Raw genomic sequence first — 20,979 nt, forward strand, 5'->3', positions numbered from 1 at the left:
GTCAAGGTGTTCGACGCCGCCGGCGAAGTCACGGGCCAGCACCGCTTCATTGGGCTTTATACCTCCTCCGTGTATACGATGAATCCGGTATTGATTCCAATACTGCGGCGCAAGGTATCCCAGATTATCAAGCAGTCGGGGCTGGATCCACCGAGCACGACGGACGCGAGCTGGCCCGGGTCCTGGAACTGTTTCCCCGCGATGAGCTGTTTCAGTCCAGCATTCGCGAGCTGTGCGACACCGTGCTGGCGGTCAACCGGATTCAGGAGCGGCGTCAGACGCGGCTGTTCGTGCGCCGGGATGTGCACGGCAAGTTCTTCAGTTGTCTGCTCTACATGCCCAGGGACCGCTACAACACGGAACAGCGAACCCGGATCCAGGATATTCTGTGCCGCGCCTTCAACGCCGAGGAGGCCGAGTTCACCACGCATTTTTCCGAGTCTGTACTGGTGCGCTGCTATTTTGTGCTGCGGGTGGATCCGGCGGTCGAGCAGGACTACCAGGTCAACGAAATCGAGGAGCAGATAGTGCAGGCGACATTGGCTTGGGAAGACCGGTTGCGGCTACGGTTGATCGAGGAGTTCGGAGAGGAGAACGGCGAACAGTATCTACGGCACTTCGGGGTCGGCTTTCCGCCCGGCTACCGCGATGATTTCGACCCCAGGATCGCAGTGCTGGATATCCACCGCCTGCTGGCCGTCAGGTCCGGCCAGGATCTGGCGATGAGCCTCTACCGGTTGCAGGAGGAGGGTGCCGACAAGCTGCGGCTGCGGCTGTACCACTGCGGCGAGTCATTGCCGCTGTCCGATGTCCTGCCCATCCTGGAGAACCTGGGCTTGCGGGTGGTGTCGGAACGGCCCTACGGCGTTCGTGGCGGCGATGGCAACCGCTACTGGATCCAGGAGTTCAGCCTGATCTATTCGCTGTCCAACAATATCGATCTGGGGCAGGTACGGGAGGAGTTCGAGGACGCCTTTGGCCGCATCTGGTTCGGCGAGGCCGAGAACGACACGTTCAACCGGCTGTTGCTGGGCACCCGCCTGTCCTGGCGGGAGATCGCGCTGTTGCGCGCCTACGCCCGCTATCTCCGGCAACTGCGCTTCCAGTACAGTGTCGAGTATATCGCCGAGACCATGGCCAACCAGCTGGAGATCAGCGCAGGGATTGTCGAGTTGTTCCTGACCCGGTTTTCACCGGTATTTGACGGTGACGATGACTGGCGCAGCCAGCGCGAAGAGGCGGTGGAACAGCGCATCCTCGACTCGCTGGAGCAGGTACAGAACTGGGTGAGGACCGCATCATCCGCCAGTTTGTCACCGTCATCAAGGCGACCCTGCGCACCAACTTCTTCCAGGAGGGGGAGCGCGGCAAATTAAAGCCCTATTTTTCGTTCAAGCTGAGCCCGCGGGAAATTCCCGATACGCCGAAGCCGGTGCCGCTGTATGAGATCTTCGTCTATTCGCCGCGTGTGGAGGGTGTGCATCTGCGCGGTGGCAAGGTGGCCCGGGGCGGGCTGCGCTGGTCCGACCGGCTGGAGGATTACCGCACCGAGGTGCTGGGCCTGGTCAAGGCCCAGCAGGTGAAGAACGCGGTGATCGTGCCGGTGGGCGCCAAGGGCGGTTTTGTCGCCCGGGGCCTGACCCCGGGCATGAGCCGTGACGAAATCCAGGAAGAGGGCATCGCCTGTTACCGGATATTCATCCGGGCGCTGCTGGATATCACCGACAACCGCACCGAGCTGGGGGTGCAGCGACCACCGCTGGTAGTGGCCAAGGACGATGAGGACCCCTATCTCGTCGTGGCTGCAGACAAAGGCACTGCGACCTTCTCTGATATTGCCAACGAACTGGCCCGGGAATACGATTTCTGGCTGGGCGATGCCTTCGCTTCCGGCGGCAGCGCTGGCTATGACCACAAGAAAATGGGGATCACCGCCCGCGGTGCCTGGGTGTCGGTGCAACGTCATTTCCGGGAACTGGGCACCGATGTCCAGCAGACCGATTTCAGTGTGGTCGGTATCGGCGACATGGCCGGGGATGTGTTCGGCAACGGTATGTTGCTGTCGCCTCATATTCGTCTGCAGGCGGCGTTCAATCACCTGCATATTTTCATCGATCCGGCGCCGGATGCGGGCAGCAGTTTTGCCGAGCGCCAGCGCCTGTTCAACTTGCCTCGCTCCAACTGGAGCGACTACGACCCTGGGCTGATTTCAGCAGGTGGTGGCGTTTTTGCACGCTCCGCCAAGTCCATCCCGATATCGCCGCAGGTGCAGGCCTGGCTGGGAATCAAGGCCGGACAACTGGCGCCCAACGAACTGATTTCCTGCTTGTTGCGGGCGCCGGTGGATCTGCTGTGGAATGGCGGAATCGGTACTTATGTGAAGGCCAGCAGTGAATCGCATACCGATGTCGGTGACAAGTCCAATGACATGGTGCGAGTCAATGGCAGCGAGTTGCGCTGCAAGGTGATCGGTGAGGGCGGCAACCTGGGAATGACCCAGTTGGCGCGGGTGGAGTACGGCCTGGCCGGGGGGCGCTCCAATACGGACTTCATCGACAATGCCGGCGGCGTCGACTGTTCAGACCACGAGGTCAATATCAAGATCCTGCTGAACGCGGTGGTGGAGCGCGGCGACCTGACCGAAAAGCAGCGCAACATCCTGCTGGAGGAGATGACTGAGAGCGTCGCGCGGCTGGTCCTGCAGAACAATTACCGCCAGGTGCAGGCGATCAGCCTGGCCGAGTTCCAGGCCGAGGAGCGCAGTGGCGAGTATCGCCGTTTCATCAATAATCTGGAGGCGGCAGGCAAGCTCAACCGCGAGCTGGAATTCATTCCCAGCGATCAGGAGCTGGCCGACCGGCGGGTCCAGGGGAAGGGCCTGACCCGGCCGGAGTTGGCGGTGCTGGTGTCATACAGCAAGGCCATCCTGAAAGAAGAGCTGATCGATTCGGATCTGGGGCTGGACCCACATCTGGCCGGCGCAGTCGCGACCGCGTTTCCCGGTCTGCTGGTGGAGCGCTACCGGGAGGAAGTGGAGGAACACCGGCTGCGGCGGGAAATCATGTGCACCCAGGTGGCCAATGATATCGTCAACCACATGGGCTTCAATTTTGTGCCGCGCCAGTGCAAGGCTACCGGCGCGTCGGTAGCGGATGTGGCACGGGCCTACACTACAGTAATGAGTGTGTACCGCGTGGCGGAGAGCTGGGACCGGATCGAGGCGCTGGACTATCAGGTGGACGCGGTGGTGCAGAAAGAAATGATGCAGAGCCTGATTCGTCTGGTGCGGCGCGCGACCCGCTGGCTGCTGCGCAATCGGCGCCACGAAATGGCGCCCACCCGTGCCATCGCGGAATTCGCCGACGGCGTGGCCCAGTTGCATGAGGCGCTGCCACACATGCTGCGCGGGCAGGCGGCAGAACAGTATCGCTCGCTGTCAGAGCATTACCAGCAAGCGGGTGTGGAGCCGGCTCTGGCGGCCTCGGTGGCGGGCTCACTGCAGGGCTACACGGCGCTGGGGATCATCCAGGCCGCGCACGAGACAGAAGCGCCGTTGCTCCAGGTCGCAGAGCTTTACTTCGAGATGGGTGAGCGCCTGGAGCTGGACTGGTTCGGGAGCCTGATCCTGACCAGCAAGATCGAGAATGAATGGCAGGCGTTGGCCAGGGATACCTATCTGGAAGATCTGGAATGGCAGCAACGTACGCTGGCGGTGGGGGCTTTGCGCTACATGCAGCGGGGCGACAGCCTGCCGCAATGTCTCGAATCCTGGGAACAACAGCAGGCGCCACTGCTGGGCCGCTGGCGCGACATGCTGACCGAGCTGCACACCACCGATGCGCCGGACTTTGCAATGTTCGCGGTGGCCATCAGGGAGCTGCTGGACCTGGCCCAGAGCAGCTTGCGGACCTGAAAACAGCAGGCTGGCAGCGTGTCGGCTGCCAGCCTGCTTCAGTTTTCCGCTTCAGTATGGCGGGAGTGTATTGTCAGGAAACACGCATCTTGTGAACGCCCGACACGCCCGTCAGGCCGTCCCATTGATCGACGCGACCTTCGCGCCAGCCGGAAACCCAGTGCTGGCGATGATCTTCATTGGCATGGGGACAATCGTCCAGGCTGCGTCCGGAGACGCCGGCCTGATAGCCCCGGTCATATGCCCTTGAGCTCATGTCGCGCTTGTGTCTTTTCATAGAATCAGGCTCCTGTTGAGATCATCAAGGCCCTCGCCGAGACCTGGGCCACGGCGTGGGAAGGACCGTCATGCCGGCCCCTGTGGGTGTGAACTGTGGGCTGTATTGAACAGACTACCGCAAAACAATACAGCGCATTGCGTCCCGGGACGCAAACTCATGTAACCAGAGCTGGCTGGCCAAGTCGACTATCGATTTGGAACAAGGCACGGAATGCTTATAACCAAAGCCTGGCTGGCCGTGGAGGCTAACGGACGCCGACGGAGGCGGGGTGATCTGTCCGGGCGGCGGGTGCGGCCACCCTGCCCGGGATATCGGCAAACAGTAGCGGGCTGCTGGCATCGCCGTCGCCGACACCCCGTAGCAGATGCAACTGACCCGAGAAGTCCTCGATCAGCGCGGTACAGCTCTCCACCCAGTCGCCGTCATTGCAGTACAGAATCGAGTCGTGACGCTCGATGGCAGGGTGGTGCAGGTGGCCGCAGATAATGCCGTCCAGGCCCTGATCCCGGGCCAGTATCACGGCGGCATGCTGGTAGGCGCGGATCGCCTCTTCCGCCTGGGCGACATGCAGCTTGACCCATTTGGCCAGCGACCAGTAGGGTTTGCCCGCTATCTCGCGGGCCCGATTGATCCAGCGGCTGACCCACATCAGTACATTGTAGGCGACGTCGCCGATCACGCGATTGAGGCGACTGTAGCGCACCGCGAAATCCAGTTCGTCGCCGTGGGTGACCAGGAAACGGCGGCCGTCGGCGGTCCGGTGAATGGCGTTGTGGCAGATGCGCAACTGGCCAAACTGGTTGCCGGCGAACTCCCTGAAATTCTGGTCGTGGTTGCCGGGTATGTAGACCAGCTCCATCTGTTGGCGTGACAGTTTCAGGAGCTTGCGAATGACCTGGTTGTGGGTCTCTGGCCAGTGGACGCGGCGGCGCATGGCCCAGACGTCGACGATGTCGCCGACCAGGTACAGCCGCTCGCAGCGGAGCCGGTCCAGCAGTTGCAGCAAGGCTTCCGCCTTGCAGTGGACACTGCCCAGATGGACATCCGAAATCCAGACTGTCCTGCAGTGAATCCTGTCCTCAGCGTTCAGTGCCTGCATCAGTAACGTCCCCCTTCCCAGATAGCGCTTGCGTTTGCGCGGTTTCAGCTGCTCCAGGTCGACCAGCACAAAGCCGTCGACGCAATTGCCAAAACTGTGGTCGACATTGAAGGCGGCGATGGCGACCTCTTCCGGTTCCGCGACCTGGCTGTAGTGCTTGAACAGTGTGGGCACTGCCAGGCCCTGGGTTGCGAGTGCGTCGCGCAGGGAGCGGAAGTCCTCCTCCGGGTCTGCACCACTGTATTCGCTCGTTAGCGCGGCGATGACCTGAGGTTCAATGACGAACGGGTCGCGCGCTGCCACGTCCAGTACGATGTGGTTGTAGCGGCTGCCGTAGTAGCAGGCCAGCCGCGCAATGGCCTCCTTGCCGTACAGCGGGCTGATCGAAGCCGGCCCGAACAAATAGCGGAAGCGCGGATAGCGGCGCAGGTAGGCACCTATTCCCAGCCACAGATAATCCAGGCTGTGGCGGCTCTGGTAGCGTGGCTGGACGAAACTGCGACCCAGCTCCAGCCCGCTGCGCAGGTAGGACTCCATGCCGGGGCCGAGGCGGAACAGCGTATTACTGTACAGGGCACCCCTGCCCCGGATCGCAGCAGTGCAGCCGCATCACCCAGTCGATAGGCACCGGCGATTTCCAGCTCCTCGGGATCCCACAGCAACAGTTGCAGGTAGTCCCGGTCAAAGCGGTCGATATCCCGGGGCAAGCCAGTGCCCTCGCCGACCGAGCGAAAGCTCAGTTCCCGCAGGCGCCCGATTTCACGCATCGCACAGGGCGCCTGGGCCATGGTACACAGCAGTATCTGCTTGCCGTCTGGGGTGGTGCCCAGCAGTTCGCTGGCTGCGAGCTCCTGGCGCAGCAGCTGCCTGTTTTCGGGTGGAGCAATGGTCTCCGTGGAATCAAACACAGGCCGTGCGTTGCGGGCAATGCGGTAGACATGTTTGCGAAACAGCTGCGCCAACTGCGTGGCTGACACATCCATCACGTTGTAGTGTTCAAACGGGACTGCCCTGCCGACCCGGAGATCCACAGCATTGTGGCTCTGTTTGAACATTTCCCGTACCAGCCACAGCGTGGAAAGCGGCCGGGCCAGGAACGAGATGGCGTAGAAGAACAGGGAGTTGCGACCACCCATGTACACCGGCAGCACCGGTGCCCGGGTGGCGCGTCCCAGCTTGACAAAACCGCTCTGCCAGGCGCCATCCTTGATGCCTTTCGCTCCGAAACGGGACACTTCCCCGGCCGGAAAGATAATCAGCGCACCGTCATGTTCCAGGTGCTCGCGAATGCGCCGCAGGCCGCTGCGGGCTGTGCCGCCCCCATGTTGTTCACGGGTAACAGCACTGGATGCAACGGGCCAACTGCAGCCAGCAGGTCGTTGGCAACCACCTTCACGTCCGGCCGCACCTGGTGTACCAGATTCAACAGCGCGAGCCCGTCCAGCGAGCCGATGGGATGGTTGGCAGCGATGATCACGCGGCCGCTGGCGGGGATGCGGGCGCGCTCGTTGTCGCGAATACGCAGGGTGAAGTCGAAGTAGCGCAGGGTCTCAGCGATGAAATCAAAACCCTCCAGGTGCGGGTACTGACGAGTGAATTGCTGGAAGCGCGATTCATGAAACAGGAAGGCGAGCAGACGCACCAGGGTATGGGCCGTGCGGCGATGCCGGGCAAAGAATTCCGGATACCGGGTGGTCAGTACCGCCTGGATGTCAAGCATGCCGGCGTGTCCTTTGTTCACGGGTCTCAGGCGAGCAGGTCCAGCACTTCGTCGTGGTTCTGCCAGATGGTGGCCTTGACCGGCGTAGCGGCTGCGCTGTCATGTCTGTCCAGCACCCGGATCTTGCCTCCACGACGAAGAAAGTCGTCTACCTGGATCCTGATCTGGTGCCGTACACGTTCCTTGGATGAGACCGCGGTGTTGCTGTGGGAGTGGCGCATGGCTGTTGCCCTCACTGGTGAACGTTGCGGCTCAACTTAGACCAGGCGTGTTGCAGAAAAGGGACAGCGGCATGAATCATTTGTGACGCGGCAATCCAGACCACCGGAGCACCATCCCGACAGGTCGGGATCGGCAATTGCAACATAAATGTCACACGACTATCACACGAGCGTCATATTTCATCCCTAAGCTTGGCACCCATATCGCGCCTCCCTGGCCATCGCCGGGTGCCTGTGGCCAAAAGAACTCTGGACTCTGGGATTGGAAAGCATGAAATCGATGTTCTCTCGCTGCGGTGCAGCCGCTGTGCTGCTGTGTTCTACCCTGCTCGCCGAGGCTGCCGATGAGCTGGCTGTCCAGGTCAGCCAGCAGGGCGGCGCAGCGGCCGGATTGACGGTAGTGCTGGATGGCGATCAGCGCAAAACGCTGGACGACAGCGGTATCGTCTATTTCGATCTCAGTGCCGGCGGCCACAGTCTCCAGGTGCTGGACGCCAGTGGCACCGCCCTGTACAGCCTGCGTTTCGATTCCGCCTCGGGCCAGCTCGCCGACGTGAATATCGAACTACCGGAAGTTGGAAACCCGCGCTCTGTGGTCGAGTCCTATTTCAGTACCGAAGCTGCCGCCGAGCGCTCTCGTGCCGCTATCGGCATGATGCGCGGCCAGGTGAGCTCCGGAGGTGTCGCGCTTGATGGTGCCACCGTAACCCTCTCCGGTGGGGTGACCCGCAGCGTCGAAACCGATGCCTCGGGTCGCTACGAATTACAGGCTCCCCGCGGTATGTATCGCCTGACGATCAGCCATCCCGAGACCGGTACGCAGACCATCGAGGATTACCGGGTGATCGCCAACGCTGCCAAGGAGTCGGATTTTTCCCTGCGAAGCCGGCAACAGCAGACCACTAGCATCGCCGCACCCAGTATCGAAGAGGTCACGGTGATCGGCACGATGTCGACGGCGGGACTGCAGGAAAGCGAACGCTACGCTACCAACGTGATCAATACACTGGACGTCGAGCAACTGGCCCGTTTTGGCGACACGGATGTCGCCGCCTCGGTTATCCGCGTACCGAGTGTGACGATTCAGGACGGTCAGTTCGTGTTTATCCGCGGCCTGGGCGACCGCTATGTCAGCAGCACCCTGAACGGTGCCACGCTGCCCAGTACCAACCCGACCAAACGCAGCGTACCGCTGGACCTGTTTCCCAGCAGCATGGTGGAGCAGCTGGACATCCGCAAGAGCTTCCTGGCGTCTATGCCTGGTGAGAGCACCGGTGGCAACCTGCAAATCAATACCCGTACTTTTCCCAGTGAACGCGCCGGCAAGGTCAGCTTCCAGCTGGGCTACGTCGATGGCACTACCGGTAAAGACGCATTCGTCGACCCGATTAGCGGTAGCTTTGACGCCCTCGGCTGGGATGACGGTGCCCGCCAGCGGCCTGCCATCGCCTATGCGGTAGCCGAGGCGTTGGAGTACTCCGAATTCTACAACGATGTGGTCCAGCGCGAGCTCGGGAAGCTCGGCGCCAATGCGATCAAGGATGACTTTCAGTACGACACGGAAACCGCCACTCCGGATATGTCGGTGGGTCTGAGTTACGGCGATGTGTTTGATCTGGAGAGCTGGGGGGCTGAGCTTGGCTACTTTGCGGCCGCCAACTACAAGAATGAGCGCGGCGTACGCAAGGACGGTATCCGCAGAACTTACGGTGGCGTGAACGCCTCGCGGGTATTGGATGACTACAGCTTTGAGCAGTTCGACAATGACATTGACGCCAGTGGTCTGCTGTCTGTCGGCCTGAATATTGGTCAGAGTAGCTTTACAGCCAATACCATCGCCTCCCGGGTTACCAGTGAATCCGTGCGGGTAGAGGATGGCTTTGATGGCGACGAGCTGAACGAGTCTATTAATTGGTCTATCGAATGGGAGGAGCGTCAGTTTCTGTCGCAGCAACTGGCGGGTGAGCACATTCTCGGTGCCGATGAAGCGTGGACCGTGAACTGGCAAGCAACAGCAAGTCGCGCCGAACGCTATGCACCGGACCGCCGCGACGTCCGCTTTGACCTGCAGGGCAACGACGGGATCTATAACTTGCAGGTTCCCGAGCTGACCCGGCGCTACGACGATCTGGTCGATGACAACCTCGACGCGTCGCTGGACCTGGAATACCTGTTTTCCAACGGTAACCTGGAGTCAAAGCTGGAGTTTGGGCTCAATGGCATCACCCGCGAGCGGGACTCGGATTCGGATACCTACGGCTTTGGTGGCGGCCTGCTGGCCATCGATGACAGCGCGCCCAATCTACAGGTGTCTGACGTAGTCAACGAAGACACCATCACCGGGGTCCCGAGCACGGGCTTCACTTTCCAGAACAAGACCCTGCCCAGTGACAGCTACGAGGCGGAGCTGGATCTCAACAGCATCTATCTCTCCTATGACGCGCTGTGGAATCTCAAGTACCAGATGGTGGTCGGTGTGCGCTACGAAGAATTTGAGCAAGTTACCGATACTTTTGGTCTTTCCGGAGCCCAGGGACCGCAGCAGTCGGTACTGGAGGAGAATTCGGTGCTGCCGTCCCTCAGCTTCAACTGGTTCATCACCGATGATCAGCAACTGCGGTTTGCTGTTTCGAAAACAGTCGCCCGCCCGGACTTCAAGGAAACCTCGAACGCCACTTTCTATGACAAGGAGTTCAATTTCCGGGTGCGCGGTAACCCGAATCTGGGTGTATCGGATGTGACCAACTACGACCTGCGCTGGGAAAAGTACTGGTCAGAACAGGAGTCACTCAGTATCGCATTATTCTACAAGGACATGGAGGATCCCATCGAACGCGTGGTACAGCCAGCCTCGGGTACCGCCGGCAACTCGCGAACCTTCCAGAATGCGGAGTCCGCCGAGATCCTCGGGATCGAGATTGACGGTCGCAAGGACTTCGCCCTGAATGATGCCTACACCCGCAGCTTTTTTGTGGCCACCAATGCCAGCTACGTCGATTCCGAAGTCACCTTGCTGAACGCCAGCAAGCGCGAACTGCAGGGGGCCCCAGAGTACACTTTCAACCTGATATTGGGCTACGACGATATCGCCCGGGGCCACGAGCTTACGCTGTTGTTGAACCAGAGTGGTGACACCATCGTCGACGTGGGCGTATCGGGCCAGCCAGACGTGCTTCTGGAGCCGCGCCTGGATGTAAACCTGGTGTATCGCTACAGCCTGTCAGACAGTTTTACCTTTCGCGCCAAGCTGGAAAACATACTGGACTCGGAAGTGGAATTCACTCAGGGCGGCAACGTGTTCCAGAAGTACAAGCGTGGTTTTGAAGTGAAAGCAGGATTCGATTGGCAGTTCTGATCGGAAGCGCGCCGTGGGGCAGCAGTAAAATCAACGTACCAGAGAAAAACCCAGGAGAAGTTATGAAACTGAAGAAATTGGCTATCGCTACTGCGGTACTCAGCTCTCTCGGCGGCCTTTACGGATGTTCCGAAGGCGACGAGGCCAATATCAACATTGACGCGCCGACCAACGTTACCAACCCACCAGCAAATGGTGGCGGTAACGGCGATACGGCGTCGAGCTGTCCAGACTGGGCTTCCGCTCGGCCCAAAGACGCCGATGGCAACGACGTATGTCAGCTGCCTGCGACCATTTTGGTGGACCGCACCCTTACCAGTGACAAGGTCTGGTTTATGGAGTCGCGGGTTACCGTGGGTAACGGTAACCAGGAAATGTCAATCGACGAAGGCATCCTCGCGAGTGGCGATCCTGTAGTTGACGCGACAATCAGCATCCAACCCGGCACCCAGATCAAGGGCCAGACTGGCAGCTTCGCCAATCTTATCATCACCCGCGGTTCCAAAATCATGGCCGAGGGCACTGCTGATGCGCCGATTATCTTCAGCTCCGATGATCCGGGTTATGATGGTGTGGGTGACTGGGGCGGTCTGATCTTGCACGGCTACGCGCCGCATAACGAATGCCTTACCGCCGACCAGGGTGCTGTTGCCTGCAATATTGACTCCGAGGGGAGTCAGGCTTTGGTGGTGGCTATTCTCCCGACGACAGCAGCGGTGTTTTGCGGTACGTGATTGTTGCCGAAGGTGGCTTTGAGTTCGCCACGGGTAACGAGATCAACGGTATCTCCCTGATCGGCGTTGGACGCGGCACTGTTCTGGAGTACATCCAGATCCACAACAACGCCGACGATGGCATCGAGTACTACGGCGGCACCGTCAACACCCGTTATATTGTCTTGACGGGCAACCAGGACGACTCCATCGACTGGGACGAGGGCTGGATTGGCAACGTGCAATACCTGCTTGCGATTCAGGGCCCAGACGCCCAAGGTAACCTGATTGAGGCCGACACAGAAGGCACCCTCGACTTCCTGTCCATCCCGACCATCGCCAACGCCACCTTTATTGGCGGTGGCGCCAACGCTACAGCGGCGGTATTCAAGGCCACCTCCGGCGGCTTTGTCCACCACTCGGTGTTCACCTATGACGATGCCTTCGCGGGCGAGACCACCTGCGTCAACTCCTCCGCAGCAGCACAGGTGGGTACGGAGCTGGTCTACACCAATGTCGTGGCCGACTGCGATGTGAGCGGCGACACCGTGTTGCTGCCCGCACTGGTGCCGGATGTTCAGCTCGACGAGAACTACGCATCCCAGGCTGCCGAGGCTTCCGCGGTGGGGACGCTGGATATCGACGCTATCAATGCCACCTATTCGGTGAGTGTCGCCGATCCCGACTTTTTCGACGCAACTGATTACGCCGGCGCGGTGGACCCGAACGCCAGCAGCCTCTGGTACGAAGGCTGGACCCTGGAAGGTTCCCTGTAATGCGGTAGCCGACCTCGACAGTACCCCCTTTGCGCCAGCCCTGGAGCTGGCGTTTTTTTGCGTATCCGGTGCGTTTCGTGCCTCAACGCACCCTATGCGTCTGCGTCGCTTTGCACAGTATCCGGTGCGCTTGGCAGTATCCGGTGCGTTTCGTGCCTCAACGCACCCTATCGTCTTGAAGTATTCGGAGCAGGCTTGGTGGCGACATAGGGTGCGCTGACGAAGGAAGCGCACCACTGCCCGAGCCCTGCAACAGGGGGTTAGCCCCGAAAATTTCATCAATCTGTCACATCTATGTCACAAAGATTCCCTAGAATCGCCGCCATTGGAACTCACTGGAATCACTTCTTATGCGACGCTATTTCCTTGGGACAACACTCATTCTATTGACCCTGTTGAGCAGCAGGGCCAGTGCGCTGGCGCTGGGCCCGGAAGAGTTCGCCGCAGCCAAGCGCCTGAGCTGTGTGCTGGCGCAGGATTCGCTGGGGTATCTTACTGAAAAGGACTACCAACAGCTTACCGACGAAGTTCTGGACGAATTCGAGGCAGAGCAGGGCGATGTTATATATGCCAAGGCTCTGGGATATTTTGATGGCCTGATGTTCGGCATACCGGAGCAGGATGACGCCGGCGTTACAGCCCGCCTGCAGAGCTTCGTTGCCAGCCAGGCCTGCACCATGGTGGTGGGCGTCAGCTATAGCCTGTGATTGCTGCTGCCTGCTGTGGCGGTTTCATCCAGGACTGGTAAATTCGATGGCGATTGGTATACTTCCGCCCCCTCCGCCTCTGTAGCTCAGTTGAATAGAGCGCACCCCTCCTAAGGGTGATGTCGCAGGTTTGAGTCCTGCCAGGGGCACCAAGCATCCAGCTTGACCTGGATCAAGCCCCACCGCAATCGTCTTCTGGGGCCCTTGAAAGTCCCTGGTTCAGCACCATACTTCCTGAGACAAGCTTAGTGCTGCAACCGGGAAGTGATGGGACATGAAAGCGCGTCTTCGCACCCATGACAGCGATGCAACCCTTACAAAGGCAACCAGCCTTGGCTGCGGCTTGTGCCTTGCCACAGGTGCGAATGCATCACTTTCATTGTGTTCCACTGCTTCCGGGAAGCAGTATTAGTGGCAACAAGACAGGAGGTGTCTAATGTCTTCGATACAGCGCAACAACACGTTTGATCTCGGCCGTTTCTTTGACGAGTTCTGGGCGCCCACCAGCGCCAGTGATCAGATGGGAACCTTCTTTTCACCGCGGGTCGACGTCAGGGAGCAGGGCGAGCACTATGAGATCACTGCGGAACTGCCCGGGGTGAACAAGGAGGATATCCACGTCCATGTCCGGGAGGGCACCCTGACGCTGGAGGCGGAAGCCAGCCAGAGCCAGCAGGAGGAAAAGGAGGGGCGTGTCATTCGTCAGGAGCGGCGCTACGGCAAGTACATGCGCAGCTTTGATCTGGGCGGGGATGTCCGCGACGAGGACATCAAGGCCTCCTTCAAGGATGGTGTGCTCACTCTGCAGGTGCCCAAGGTCAGGGCCCAGGCGCAGGAGGCCAGGCGGATCGAGATCCAGTAGCCCTTCATTCAAGCCGTTGTTTTCCGCTGGTTCGGGCAGGCCACTCGGCCCGCGCCAGCGGGATATTGTACGGTGTTCACACTGCGAGCTTGTCGAGCTTGCAAATTGGCGGATGCCGTATCAGTCTAGGCTTGGTTGAATTTGGAGGGCCACCGCTGGTAGCCCTGTTTCCGGGATCGTGGTTCATTGAGGTAATGCCCAGTTGCTGTTGCGGGTAGTTTTGCTGGTCCTGTTGTTCCAGGCGGGGCATGCTGTTGCGGTGCCCACCTGGCCGCCACCGGCTGAAGATCGCGAGCAGTACCGCAATGCGGTGGAGGCAATCAACCGTGGCCGCTGGACTCAATACCAGCATCTGCGGCCGGGGCTGGAGAATTACCCGCTGGCCATCTACCTGGATTATTTCGAGTTGAGCCGCAAGCCGAGGCAGGTGCGGCCCGGTGATGCCCGTCTGTTCCTGCAGCGCAGCGAGGGTTCGCCGCTGCCCAACCGTTTTCTCGGGGTCTACCTGATGCAGGCCGGGCGCGACGCGCGATGGCAGGATTTCCTCACGGTGATGCCCAATGAACCCAACAGTATTGAATTGAAGTGCTATTACTTCCGGGCCCGGCTTGCCAGCGGGGACCAGCTGGCCGCATGGGAGGGTGCCGGGCGCCTCTGGGTGCACGGCGAATCCCGGCCCAAGGCCTGCGACCCCCTGTTCGATGCGTGGCTCAAGGCGGACCAGTTGAGCGATGAGGTGGTCTGGGCGCGGCTGCTGAAGGCCTTCGACGCGCGCCAGCGTTCCCTGATGAGCTACGTCGCTGGCAAGGGCAGCAGCCGGTTGCGCCCCTGGTCTGACAAACTGCTGGCGGTATATGCCCAGCCCGACCGGATCCGGGCTCTGGCGCCGCCCGCCGATAACCCCCGCGCCGCCGATATTGCCGCTCACGGTATTGCCTATCTGACCCGGTACCGGCCGGAACCTGCGCTGCGGGAGTGGCTCTACTACCAACAACAGATGAAATTTGGCCCGCAGCAGGCCGCCCTGGTGGAAAACGCGATTGCTCTGCGCAGTCTGTTCGCCAAATCCGCGGCCAACAAGGCCTGGGTGGATGACGCCCTGGCGCGTCTGGGGGACGACAAGCTGGTGGAGATTCGCGCGCGCTGGGCCTTGCGGGAACAGGATTGGCCGGGCCTGGCCCAGGCATTGTCGAAGCTGTCCCCGGAGGGACAGCAGGATTCCGCATGGCGCTATTGGCGCGCGGTGACCCACGAGCGCGGTGGTGAACCGCAACTGGCCCGGGCGCTGTTCGAGGTGCTTGCCCGGGAGCGCGACTACTACGGTTTTTTGGCGGCCGAGAGGCTGGGCCTGAAGCCCAGCTTCAATCACCGGGCGGTGGCGCTGGAGGACGACACGGCTCAGCCGTTGCGTGAACATCCGGTGGTGCGCCGGATCGCCGAGCTGTTTCATCACGATCAGGAGCAGTTGGCGCATTCGGAATGGTATCAGGTGTTGCAGAATACCGGCACCGAGGAGCAACAGGCGCTGGCAGCTTTGGCAGCCACCCTGGGCTGGCACCGCATGGCAATCGATGCGGCCAATCAGGCCCGAGACTGGGATGCGCTGGATTTGCGTTTCCCGATGCCCTACAGGGACACCTTCAGCCGCCAGGCCTCGCTGCTCAATGTTCCCAGCAGCGAGCTGATGGCAATTGCGCGCCGGGAGAGCGCCTTCTTCGCCGGAGCCCGTTCGCCCGTCGGTGCCCGCGGCCTGATGCAGGTAATGCCGGCAACCGGCAGGCAGGTGGCGTCCCGGCTGGGTGCCCAGCACAGTGACAGTGCGCTGTTTGATGTCGAGCACAACGTCCGGCTGGGCAGCGCTTATTATCGCCAGCTGCTGGATCGCTACGGCGGCAACCGGGTACTGGCCATGACTGCCTACAACGCCGGGCCGCGGCGGGTTGACCGCTGGCGCAACAAGCCGGCCGAGGTGGTGCCTGTGGATGTCTGGATCGAAACCATCCCGTTTCGGGAAACCCGCAATTATGTCAAGGCGGTACTGGCCTACAACCTGGTCTTCAAGTACCTGATGGGTGAGGAGGGCAGTTTGCTCACGGCCCAGGAGCGGCAACTGGGGTATTGATCCGGTCACCGACAAGCAATGCCATGCAGCATCCGATCCCGCTTGCCCGGCACCGCCGATCAGGGGACGATGGTGGTCTGGCCGCTGTGAGCAATGCGATGACACGTCACTGCAGTTTTATAATCCCCGTGCTGAACGAGGCCCCTCATATCGCCAGTGTGCTGCAGACCCTGGCCGAGCGGTTTCCGGAGGCCCAGCGCATCGTGGTGGATGGTGGCAGCACTGATGCGACCGTGGCGCAGGCACTGCCGCATTGCACACAGCTGTTGTTGGGCGCGCGTGGCAGGGCGGCGCAGATGAACCTGGGCGCACGCGTCGCCAGCGGCGACTACCTGTTATTCCTGCATGCGGACAGTGTGCCGGATTTCGATATGCAGCAGCTCACCGCCTGTCTGCATGGACGGCCCCAGTGGGGATTTTGCCGGCTGCGCTTGAGCGGCCGCCAGCCTGTGTTCCGCCTGCTCGAATGGGCGATAAACCGGCGCTCCAGTCTGTCGGGGATCGGTACCGGTGACCAGATGCTGCTGCTGCGGCGGGATGTTTTCGAGCGCAACCAGGGTTTTGCCACGCTGCCGCTGATGGAGGACGTGGAACTGTGCGCTCGCCTGCGCCAGCAAGCCCGCCCGCGGGTGCTGCCGCTGACGGTGGAAACCTCCAGTCGGCGCTGGGAGCAGCGTGGCGTGGCGCGCACGGTGCTGCAGATGTGGGCACTGCGGCTGGGTTTTGCGTTGGGCGTGGCACCGGCCCATCTATCGCGAGCATATTATGGCCGCCAGCTCTAATACCCTGGTGCAGCAGTTTGCCAGAGCACCGCGTGTGGGGGCCGTGAAGACCCGGTTGCAGCCGCCGCTGACAGCCAGCGCTGCCTGTGCTTTGCACTGCGAGCTGGTGCGCTGGACCAGCGCCACTCTCGGTGCGGCGGGCTTTGGCGAGGTGGAGCTCTGGGTCACCGGCAGCCCCGACGACGCACTGTTCCAGGACTGCCTGGACTTGGGGATGGCTGCGATCAGGCAGCAGCAGGGGCGAGACCTGGGTGCCCGCATGCTGTTTGCGCTTGACCACGGTCTGGCCCGCTACCCCCAGGTATTGCTGGTAGGCAGTGACTGTCCCGGGCTGGATGCGGATTATCTGCACCGGGCTGCTACCGCCCTGCAGCATAGTGAATTGGTGCTGGGTCCTGCGCGGGACGGGGGATATGTATTGCTGGGCGCGCGGCGGCCGGTCGCCCCGCTGTTTACCGACATGCCCTGGGGCACTGACAGGGTGCTGGCTCAGACTCTGCAGTGGGCGCGGTCGATGGGGCTCGTCACCACTCTGCTGGAGCCGCTGACTGATATTGACCGGCCTGCGGATCTGCCGCACTGGCAGGCGCTGCGGGCGGCTGGCAGCCGCTCAGGTCGTTCCGGATGATGCAGTCAGGCGAGTGTTGAAGCCTGTGCCACCGGCTCGTGCTGGTGCACCGGCAGTGGGCTGCCGCTACGCGAGCGCTGGTACAGCAACCAGGCGATGGCGGTGCAATAGCTCAGGTTGGTTTGCAATTCGCTGTCCGGATTATTGAGGAAGGCGCGCTGACTGGCCAGGCCCCGGATGCGGCTCGCCAGTTCTGGTCGAAACGCGAGATAGCGGTCCCAGATATCCCGGTGCTGTGAGGCCGTGATGTGAAACAGGCCCAGGCCGTCCTTGCGCGCCGCAAACAGGCCCAGTTCGGGCGCGGCAATGGCCGCCTCCAGCAGAAAATCCTCGCTGACCGGATTCCAGGCTCCCAGATACTCCAGAGTCGGTCTGATAACCTGTTCTCTCAACTGCTCTGCGGTTACATACATAGCCCACTTCCTCGCAGGGTGGCACATCCGCCCATTTGTCCCCGGCGGATATGCAGGTGCCGTCCCTTTCAGTTGCGAAGATTCCCCAACCGCGAGAAACATGACACCTGCGCATGTTTAGCATACAGTATCAAGAAATCCAATAAAAATAATAGCTTGCAGGGCTTTTTTTATCTTTTATCTGGATATGCGACGTAAGTCACAATTATGGAGGGGATTGATTGTGGGTGTAATTGTCGTCAAATACCTTTAAATGTAAGGAAATGTCTCGAATTAAGCTGAAATATGGCCTTGGTGTGCTGGGTCGGATGTTGAATCAGTTTATGGGGGTTGATTGCTGCGGGGACAAGGACCATCACAGGTCCTGGCGGACTACAGCGAGGAAGTGCAAAGCAGAGCTAGCCGCCGGCAATTTTGGTGCGGTAGCCCCTCGCTTCGAGTTCCCGTGCCAACAGTTGCCGCTGGTCACCCTGGATCTCGACAGTATCGTTCTTCACTGCGCCGCCGACACCGCACTTTTGCTTCAGCGCCTTGGCGAGCAGTTTCAGTTCAGGGGCAGCCAGCGGCAGGCCCCGGATAATGGTCACCGCCTTGCCGCCACGACCCCCGGTTTCGCGGTGCAGGCGTACAATGCCATCCCCGGTCACGGCGGGCCGGGCCCGGCCGCAGACACAGGCGGCCACTGGCCGCTGACATTGGGGGCAGAGGCGGCCGCCGTCAGTGGAGTAAACAAGGGTGGAACTGTTACTGTCGCGTTTGGCCATTGCCGCTCCCGGAGATTGAGCCTGGCGTCGGAGTATATTAGCCTGCGTCCTGTATTTAAACTGCGATGGAGCGGTGGCCGGATCATGGACAAAAAACTGCTGCAGTCGCAGCTTGAGGAACTGCAAACCCAGCTGGCCTTTCAGGATGATACGGTTCAGGCTCTGCAGCAGGCGCTTGCCAGTCAGCAACAGGAATTGATGCTGCTGCAGCGTCAGCTTGAATTGCTCAAGCAGCGCCAGGACGAGCAGGCCTCCGCGCTGGAAGAGCTGCCCGGCTCCGGCGATTCCGAGCAACCACCCCACTACTGAAGATCAGCCGTCCACTCATTGCCGGCCGTCATGGACAGTGGCTGCGCAATTGGTTATAAATGTCCCCTTCGCAAGTGAGCATCACGGCTTGCACGGTTTCGGGCCTCGGGCAAGCAGCAATCTTCTATGTATCGTTACCGTCTCGACAATTCCCTCATTTTCACCTGTGAAGATCTGGTGCTGTTCAGAGAGTCTCCGTTTGCCAGCTGGATGGAACGGCTGACGCTGGAGAACCCGGGGCACGGGATTCTCCCGGATACGGGCAGCGAAGCGCCGCGTGACCCGGTATTGCCGCAGGATGATGTTGCGGCAACCCTGCGGGCGGAGGGGCACCAGGTCACCCTGGTGGAGTGGGAGGACGAGGAGCCCCTGCGGCGCAATGCCACGCTGCTGGCCATGCGCTACGGCGCGGATTTTATCGTCAACGGACAGCTCGCTGCCGGCTCTCTGTCCGGTGCCGTCAACCTGCTGATGAAAACCCGGGGCCGGTCCGAGCTTGGCCAGCACCTGTACGTACCCTGCGATACCCAGGGCAAAAGCGGCCTGCATTCCCCCTTTAGACTGTGCTTCCTCGCTGACCTGTTGCAGAGTCTGCAAGGCGAACTGCCGCCCCGGATGCTGATTATTCATGGTGGCGCCGAACTGCTGCCATTGCAGACCGAAGATCACATCTACTATTACCGTGCCGTAAAGCAGCGCTTTCTGCAGTCGCAACAGCAGTTTCGCAAGCACCGGATGCCGGACCCCGCGTTGTCCGCCCATGCCGGTCGCTGGGCAATCTGTGCCAACGAGGTATTGAAGCAGCGCGCACAGCAGTCGGTTGTGCTGGCCGAACGCGAGGCCGCAGCGGAGGCTCAGCGAGCAGGGGAACAGCCGCAACGGGTGGCGGCCCAGGCCGGCGCCGGCCAGTCCAGCTATGACCCGGACTGGGTGCCCGTGCCGGGAATGGGCGGCGCCAGCGGCAATGGCGCTCAGGTCCGGCCGAACATTACTGCAACCAGGGGGCGGGTGATACCGCAGGCAGAAAGCTGCGGGACAAAGAGCAATTCCAGCCGCGCCGGAGCGGCATCCTGCCGCCAGGCCAGATCGAGCGCCGCCGCCGTCCGGCGCCGCCGACCGCGCTGGGCGGGCAACGCGAACCGGGTCCACCAGCGGCCGGCCTGGCCTCGCATCCGCTGGACAGTCCCGGTTTCAATATCGGTTTCCATGCAACAGCCAGGGGCGAAGCGGATGCCAGTCCCGCTGCCGGGCGATCGGAACAGGCGCCTGGCAGCGCTCTGGTGGGTCGCTTGCCGCTCGCTGCGCAGACACCGGTTGACCGCGACCGGGAGCAGACAGAGCCGCCGGGCGCTCTTTCGAGCAGTCTGTTTACCGGAGACAGTGAGCCGGACTAGCGGGACGTCGACTCTCCCGGGCGCGAGCCGGGACGAGCGGCTCGCAAATCTGGTCCGCAAAGATACAATGGAACTCCGGTGCCCCGGATGCAAGTCAGGAGACTGTCACATGCGCTACGCGATCATGGTTCCGGCAATTCTCGCGGTGCTGTTGCCGGCCCGCCTGCTGTGGGCACAGTACGATATCCAGACCAACCTGCCCACCTGCGCAACCCTCGACTGGTCGGCGAAAGTGCATCGCAGTTACCCGGACATTGCCCAGATCTGCCAGGGGTCTACCAGAAGGATGGCAAGCTCTATGCCAAGGCCGAGGTCGAGGTGATCCGGGTGGTGGGCAACCGTATCACCATTCGCAGCAGACACGTTGATGGCAGCAGTGGCCACCAGGCCAGCATGCGGGTGGGCCCGGACTGGCGTGCGACCATTGATGGCAAACAGTTGCGTGTAGGGGAACTGGTACCGGGCCAGGTGCTTACCGTGTACATTCCCGAGGACCGGTTCGTGTTGACGCTGGAGGGCGATACCGACGGCGCTGAAATCGTGGTCGACGACAAGGCTCCCGAGCAGACCGATTAGTCCTCTACCCAGATCCGGCGCAGCGGTTCACCGAAATCATCGTAGACTATCTTGCTGCGGGGCGGGCGGCGGCGGTGTCCGGACCTGGTATGGGTGCCGCTGCGCTTCAGCAGGGCCTTGCGCCTGGCCTCGATCGCGGCCACTACTTCGGGTACCAGGGTGCGCTCAATTCGCGGCTCCAGGAACAGGCGGCGGGTGAGATACAGTGGAGCCGCGAGCGGATCCTTGCCGCTGGTGCCCTGGGGCACGGCCTCCACTTCGCCGCCCCGCGCCAGGAAACGGTTGGTTTCCCGCTCCAGCGCGGCGCGCAGCTCTGCTTTGGTTTCCAGTTTTTTCATGCTAATG

20 protein-coding genes, 1 tRNA gene and 1 pseudogene are annotated in these 20,979 nt (G+C 61.3%); 14 read left to right on the forward strand and 8 right to left on the reverse strand.

From position 1 onward, the window contains the following. Nucleotides 1-188: 188 nt before the first annotated feature. Both G3T16_RS22895 and G3T16_RS22900 read left to right on the forward strand, forming a co-directional pair. Nucleotides 189-1,376, forward strand: coding sequence for a hypothetical protein (locus G3T16_RS22895; RefSeq protein WP_332102906.1), 1,188 nt, complete (start codon nucleotides 189-191; stop codon nucleotides 1,374-1,376). Continuing rightward, on the forward strand, nucleotides 1,334-3,913 hold the full coding sequence (locus tag G3T16_RS22900) for an NAD-glutamate dehydrogenase domain-containing protein (RefSeq protein ID WP_332102907.1): 2,580 nt from the start codon (nucleotides 1,334-1,336) through the stop codon (nucleotides 3,911-3,913). Before G3T16_RS22895 ends, G3T16_RS22900 begins: the two co-directional genes overlap by 43 nt. Before the next feature lie 73 nt (nucleotides 3,914-3,986). Here the strand turns inward: G3T16_RS22900 and rmf are convergent, their stop codons facing one another. The 5 genes and pseudogenes from rmf to G3T16_RS19350 form a co-directional block, all read right to left on the reverse strand. Continuing rightward, the gene (gene rmf, locus G3T16_RS19335; RefSeq protein WP_163496661.1) at nucleotides 3,987-4,190 is read right to left on the reverse strand and encodes a ribosome modulation factor; all 204 of its coding nucleotides are present in this window, start codon (nucleotides 4,188-4,190) and stop codon (nucleotides 3,987-3,989) included. Between the two features lie 247 nt (nucleotides 4,191-4,437). Then, nucleotides 4,438-5,829, reverse strand: coding sequence for a metallophosphoesterase (locus G3T16_RS22200; protein WP_232059167.1), 1,392 nt, complete (start codon nucleotides 5,827-5,829; stop codon nucleotides 4,438-4,440). Next, complete coding sequence (locus tag G3T16_RS23265) at nucleotides 5,730-6,275, reverse strand: GNAT family N-acetyltransferase (RefSeq protein WP_408610757.1); 546 nt, start codon at nucleotides 6,273-6,275, stop codon at nucleotides 5,730-5,732. Before G3T16_RS23265 ends, G3T16_RS22200 begins: the two co-directional genes overlap by 100 nt. A 9-nt stretch (nucleotides 6,276-6,284) precedes the next feature. Then, a pseudogene (locus tag G3T16_RS23270) lies at nucleotides 6,285-7,012 on the reverse strand (1-acyl-sn-glycerol-3-phosphate acyltransferase); the annotation flags it as partial. Between the two features lie 26 nt (nucleotides 7,013-7,038). Beyond that, a complete protein-coding gene (locus tag G3T16_RS19350) occupies nucleotides 7,039-7,233 on the reverse strand; it encodes a hypothetical protein (RefSeq protein WP_163496662.1) in 195 nt (64 codons plus the stop codon). Nucleotides 7,234-7,504: 271 nt separating this feature from the next. On the opposite strand from G3T16_RS19350, the gene G3T16_RS19355 reads away from it, so the two are divergent. From G3T16_RS19355 to G3T16_RS19395, 9 genes are all read left to right on the forward strand, one after another. Further along, nucleotides 7,505-10,588, forward strand: coding sequence for a TonB-dependent receptor (locus tag G3T16_RS19355; protein WP_163496663.1), 3,084 nt, complete (start codon nucleotides 7,505-7,507; stop codon nucleotides 10,586-10,588). A 62-nt stretch (nucleotides 10,589-10,650) separates the two neighbouring features. Next, nucleotides 10,651-11,322, forward strand: coding sequence for a hypothetical protein (locus tag G3T16_RS19360; RefSeq protein WP_163496664.1), 672 nt, complete (start codon nucleotides 10,651-10,653; stop codon nucleotides 11,320-11,322). Then, a complete protein-coding gene (locus tag G3T16_RS19365) occupies nucleotides 11,319-12,077 on the forward strand; it encodes a hypothetical protein (protein WP_163496665.1) in 759 nt (252 codons plus the stop codon). The genes G3T16_RS19360 and G3T16_RS19365 overlap by 4 nt, the downstream gene beginning before the upstream one ends. A 350-nt stretch (nucleotides 12,078-12,427) precedes the next feature. Further along, on the forward strand, nucleotides 12,428-12,784 hold the full coding sequence (locus G3T16_RS19370; RefSeq protein WP_163496666.1) for a hypothetical protein: 357 nt from the start codon (nucleotides 12,428-12,430) through the stop codon (nucleotides 12,782-12,784). A 75-nt stretch (nucleotides 12,785-12,859) separates the two neighbouring features. Further along, nucleotides 12,860-12,936, forward strand: a tRNA-Arg gene (locus tag G3T16_RS19375). 284 nt (nucleotides 12,937-13,220) lie between these two features. Further along, a complete protein-coding gene (locus G3T16_RS19380; RefSeq protein WP_163496667.1) occupies nucleotides 13,221-13,646 on the forward strand; it encodes an Hsp20/alpha crystallin family protein in 426 nt (141 codons plus the stop codon). 202 nt (nucleotides 13,647-13,848) lie between these two features. Then, nucleotides 13,849-15,768: a transglycosylase SLT domain-containing protein gene (locus tag G3T16_RS19385; RefSeq protein WP_163496668.1), complete on the forward strand. Its 1,920-nt coding sequence runs from the start codon at nucleotides 13,849-13,851 to the stop codon at nucleotides 15,766-15,768. Nucleotides 15,769-15,791: 23 nt separating this feature from the next. Further along, on the forward strand, nucleotides 15,792-16,550 hold the full coding sequence (locus G3T16_RS19390) for a TIGR04283 family arsenosugar biosynthesis glycosyltransferase (RefSeq protein WP_197911762.1): 759 nt from the start codon (nucleotides 15,792-15,794) through the stop codon (nucleotides 16,548-16,550). Continuing rightward, the gene (locus tag G3T16_RS19395; protein WP_163496669.1) at nucleotides 16,534-17,178 is read left to right on the forward strand and encodes a TIGR04282 family arsenosugar biosynthesis glycosyltransferase; all 645 of its coding nucleotides are present in this window, start codon (nucleotides 16,534-16,536) and stop codon (nucleotides 17,176-17,178) included. Before G3T16_RS19390 ends, G3T16_RS19395 begins: the two co-directional genes overlap by 17 nt. A gap of 5 nt (nucleotides 17,179-17,183) precedes the next feature. Here G3T16_RS19395 and G3T16_RS22215 read toward each other — a convergent pair whose 3' ends face one another. Together G3T16_RS22215 and G3T16_RS19405 are read right to left on the reverse strand one after the other, a co-directional pair. After that, nucleotides 17,184-17,591, reverse strand: coding sequence for a hypothetical protein (locus G3T16_RS22215; protein ID WP_232059169.1), 408 nt, complete (start codon nucleotides 17,589-17,591; stop codon nucleotides 17,184-17,186). Between the two features lie 398 nt (nucleotides 17,592-17,989). Continuing rightward, the gene (locus tag G3T16_RS19405) at nucleotides 17,990-18,355 is read right to left on the reverse strand and encodes a translation initiation factor Sui1 (RefSeq protein WP_163496670.1); all 366 of its coding nucleotides are present in this window, start codon (nucleotides 18,353-18,355) and stop codon (nucleotides 17,990-17,992) included. A gap of 84 nt (nucleotides 18,356-18,439) precedes the next feature. On the opposite strand from G3T16_RS19405, the gene G3T16_RS19410 reads away from it, so the two are divergent. From G3T16_RS19410 to G3T16_RS19420, 3 genes are all read left to right on the forward strand, one after another. After that, complete coding sequence (locus G3T16_RS19410; RefSeq protein WP_163496671.1) at nucleotides 18,440-18,664, forward strand: SlyX family protein; 225 nt, start codon at nucleotides 18,440-18,442, stop codon at nucleotides 18,662-18,664. A gap of 126 nt (nucleotides 18,665-18,790) precedes the next feature. Beyond that, nucleotides 18,791-20,380: a hypothetical protein gene (locus tag G3T16_RS19415; RefSeq protein ID WP_163496672.1), complete on the forward strand. Its 1,590-nt coding sequence runs from the start codon at nucleotides 18,791-18,793 to the stop codon at nucleotides 20,378-20,380. Between the two features lie 5 nt (nucleotides 20,381-20,385). Beyond that, nucleotides 20,386-20,634, forward strand: coding sequence for a hypothetical protein (locus tag G3T16_RS19420; protein ID WP_163496673.1), 249 nt, complete (start codon nucleotides 20,386-20,388; stop codon nucleotides 20,632-20,634). Here G3T16_RS19420 and G3T16_RS19425 read toward each other — a convergent pair. Continuing rightward, nucleotides 20,631-20,972: a hypothetical protein gene (locus tag G3T16_RS19425; protein WP_163496674.1), complete on the reverse strand. Its 342-nt coding sequence runs from the start codon at nucleotides 20,970-20,972 to the stop codon at nucleotides 20,631-20,633. The genes G3T16_RS19420 and G3T16_RS19425 overlap by 4 nt on opposite strands. Between the last annotated feature and the right edge of the window lie 7 nt (nucleotides 20,973-20,979).

Source organism: Kineobactrum salinum (assembly GCF_010669285.1).
In the GTDB taxonomy this organism is placed as follows: domain Bacteria; phylum Pseudomonadota; class Gammaproteobacteria; order Pseudomonadales; family Halieaceae; genus Kineobactrum; species Kineobactrum salinum.

What these genes read in the sequence shown, in the direction of transcription:
- rmf (WP_163496661.1), bottom strand. Translation starts at nt 4,190, where the DNA reads ATGAAAAGACACAAGCGCGACATGAGCTCAAGGGCATATGACCGGGGC.
- G3T16_RS22200 (WP_232059167.1), bottom strand. Translation starts at nt 5,829, where the DNA reads ATGGAGTCCTACCTGCGCAGCGGGCTGGAGCTGGGTCGCAGTTTCGTC.
- G3T16_RS23265 (WP_408610757.1), bottom strand. Translation starts at nt 6,275, where the DNA reads ATGGATGTGTCAGCCACGCAGTTGGCGCAGCTGTTTCGCAAACATGTC.
- G3T16_RS19350 (WP_163496662.1), bottom strand. Translation starts at nt 7,233, where the DNA reads ATGCGCCACTCCCACAGCAACACCGCGGTCTCATCCAAGGAACGTGTA.
- G3T16_RS19355 (WP_163496663.1), top strand. Translation starts at nt 7,505, where the DNA reads ATGAAATCGATGTTCTCTCGCTGCGGTGCAGCCGCTGTGCTGCTGTGT.
- G3T16_RS19360 (WP_163496664.1), top strand. Translation starts at nt 10,651, where the DNA reads ATGAAACTGAAGAAATTGGCTATCGCTACTGCGGTACTCAGCTCTCTC.
- G3T16_RS19370 (WP_163496666.1), top strand. Translation starts at nt 12,428, where the DNA reads ATGCGACGCTATTTCCTTGGGACAACACTCATTCTATTGACCCTGTTG.
- G3T16_RS19380 (WP_163496667.1), top strand. Translation starts at nt 13,221, where the DNA reads ATGTCTTCGATACAGCGCAACAACACGTTTGATCTCGGCCGTTTCTTT.
- G3T16_RS19390 (WP_197911762.1), top strand. Translation starts at nt 15,792, where the DNA reads ATGCAGCATCCGATCCCGCTTGCCCGGCACCGCCGATCAGGGGACGAT.
- G3T16_RS19395 (WP_163496669.1), top strand. Translation starts at nt 16,534, where the DNA reads ATGGCCGCCAGCTCTAATACCCTGGTGCAGCAGTTTGCCAGAGCACCG.
- G3T16_RS22215 (WP_232059169.1), bottom strand. Translation starts at nt 17,591, where the DNA reads ATGTATGTAACCGCAGAGCAGTTGAGAGAACAGGTTATCAGACCGACT.
- G3T16_RS19405 (WP_163496670.1), bottom strand. Translation starts at nt 18,355, where the DNA reads ATGGCCAAACGCGACAGTAACAGTTCCACCCTTGTTTACTCCACTGAC.
- G3T16_RS19410 (WP_163496671.1), top strand. Translation starts at nt 18,440, where the DNA reads ATGGACAAAAAACTGCTGCAGTCGCAGCTTGAGGAACTGCAAACCCAG.
- G3T16_RS19415 (WP_163496672.1), top strand. Translation starts at nt 18,791, where the DNA reads ATGTATCGTTACCGTCTCGACAATTCCCTCATTTTCACCTGTGAAGAT.
- G3T16_RS19425 (WP_163496674.1), bottom strand. Translation starts at nt 20,972, where the DNA reads ATGAAAAAACTGGAAACCAAAGCAGAGCTGCGCGCCGCGCTGGAGCGG.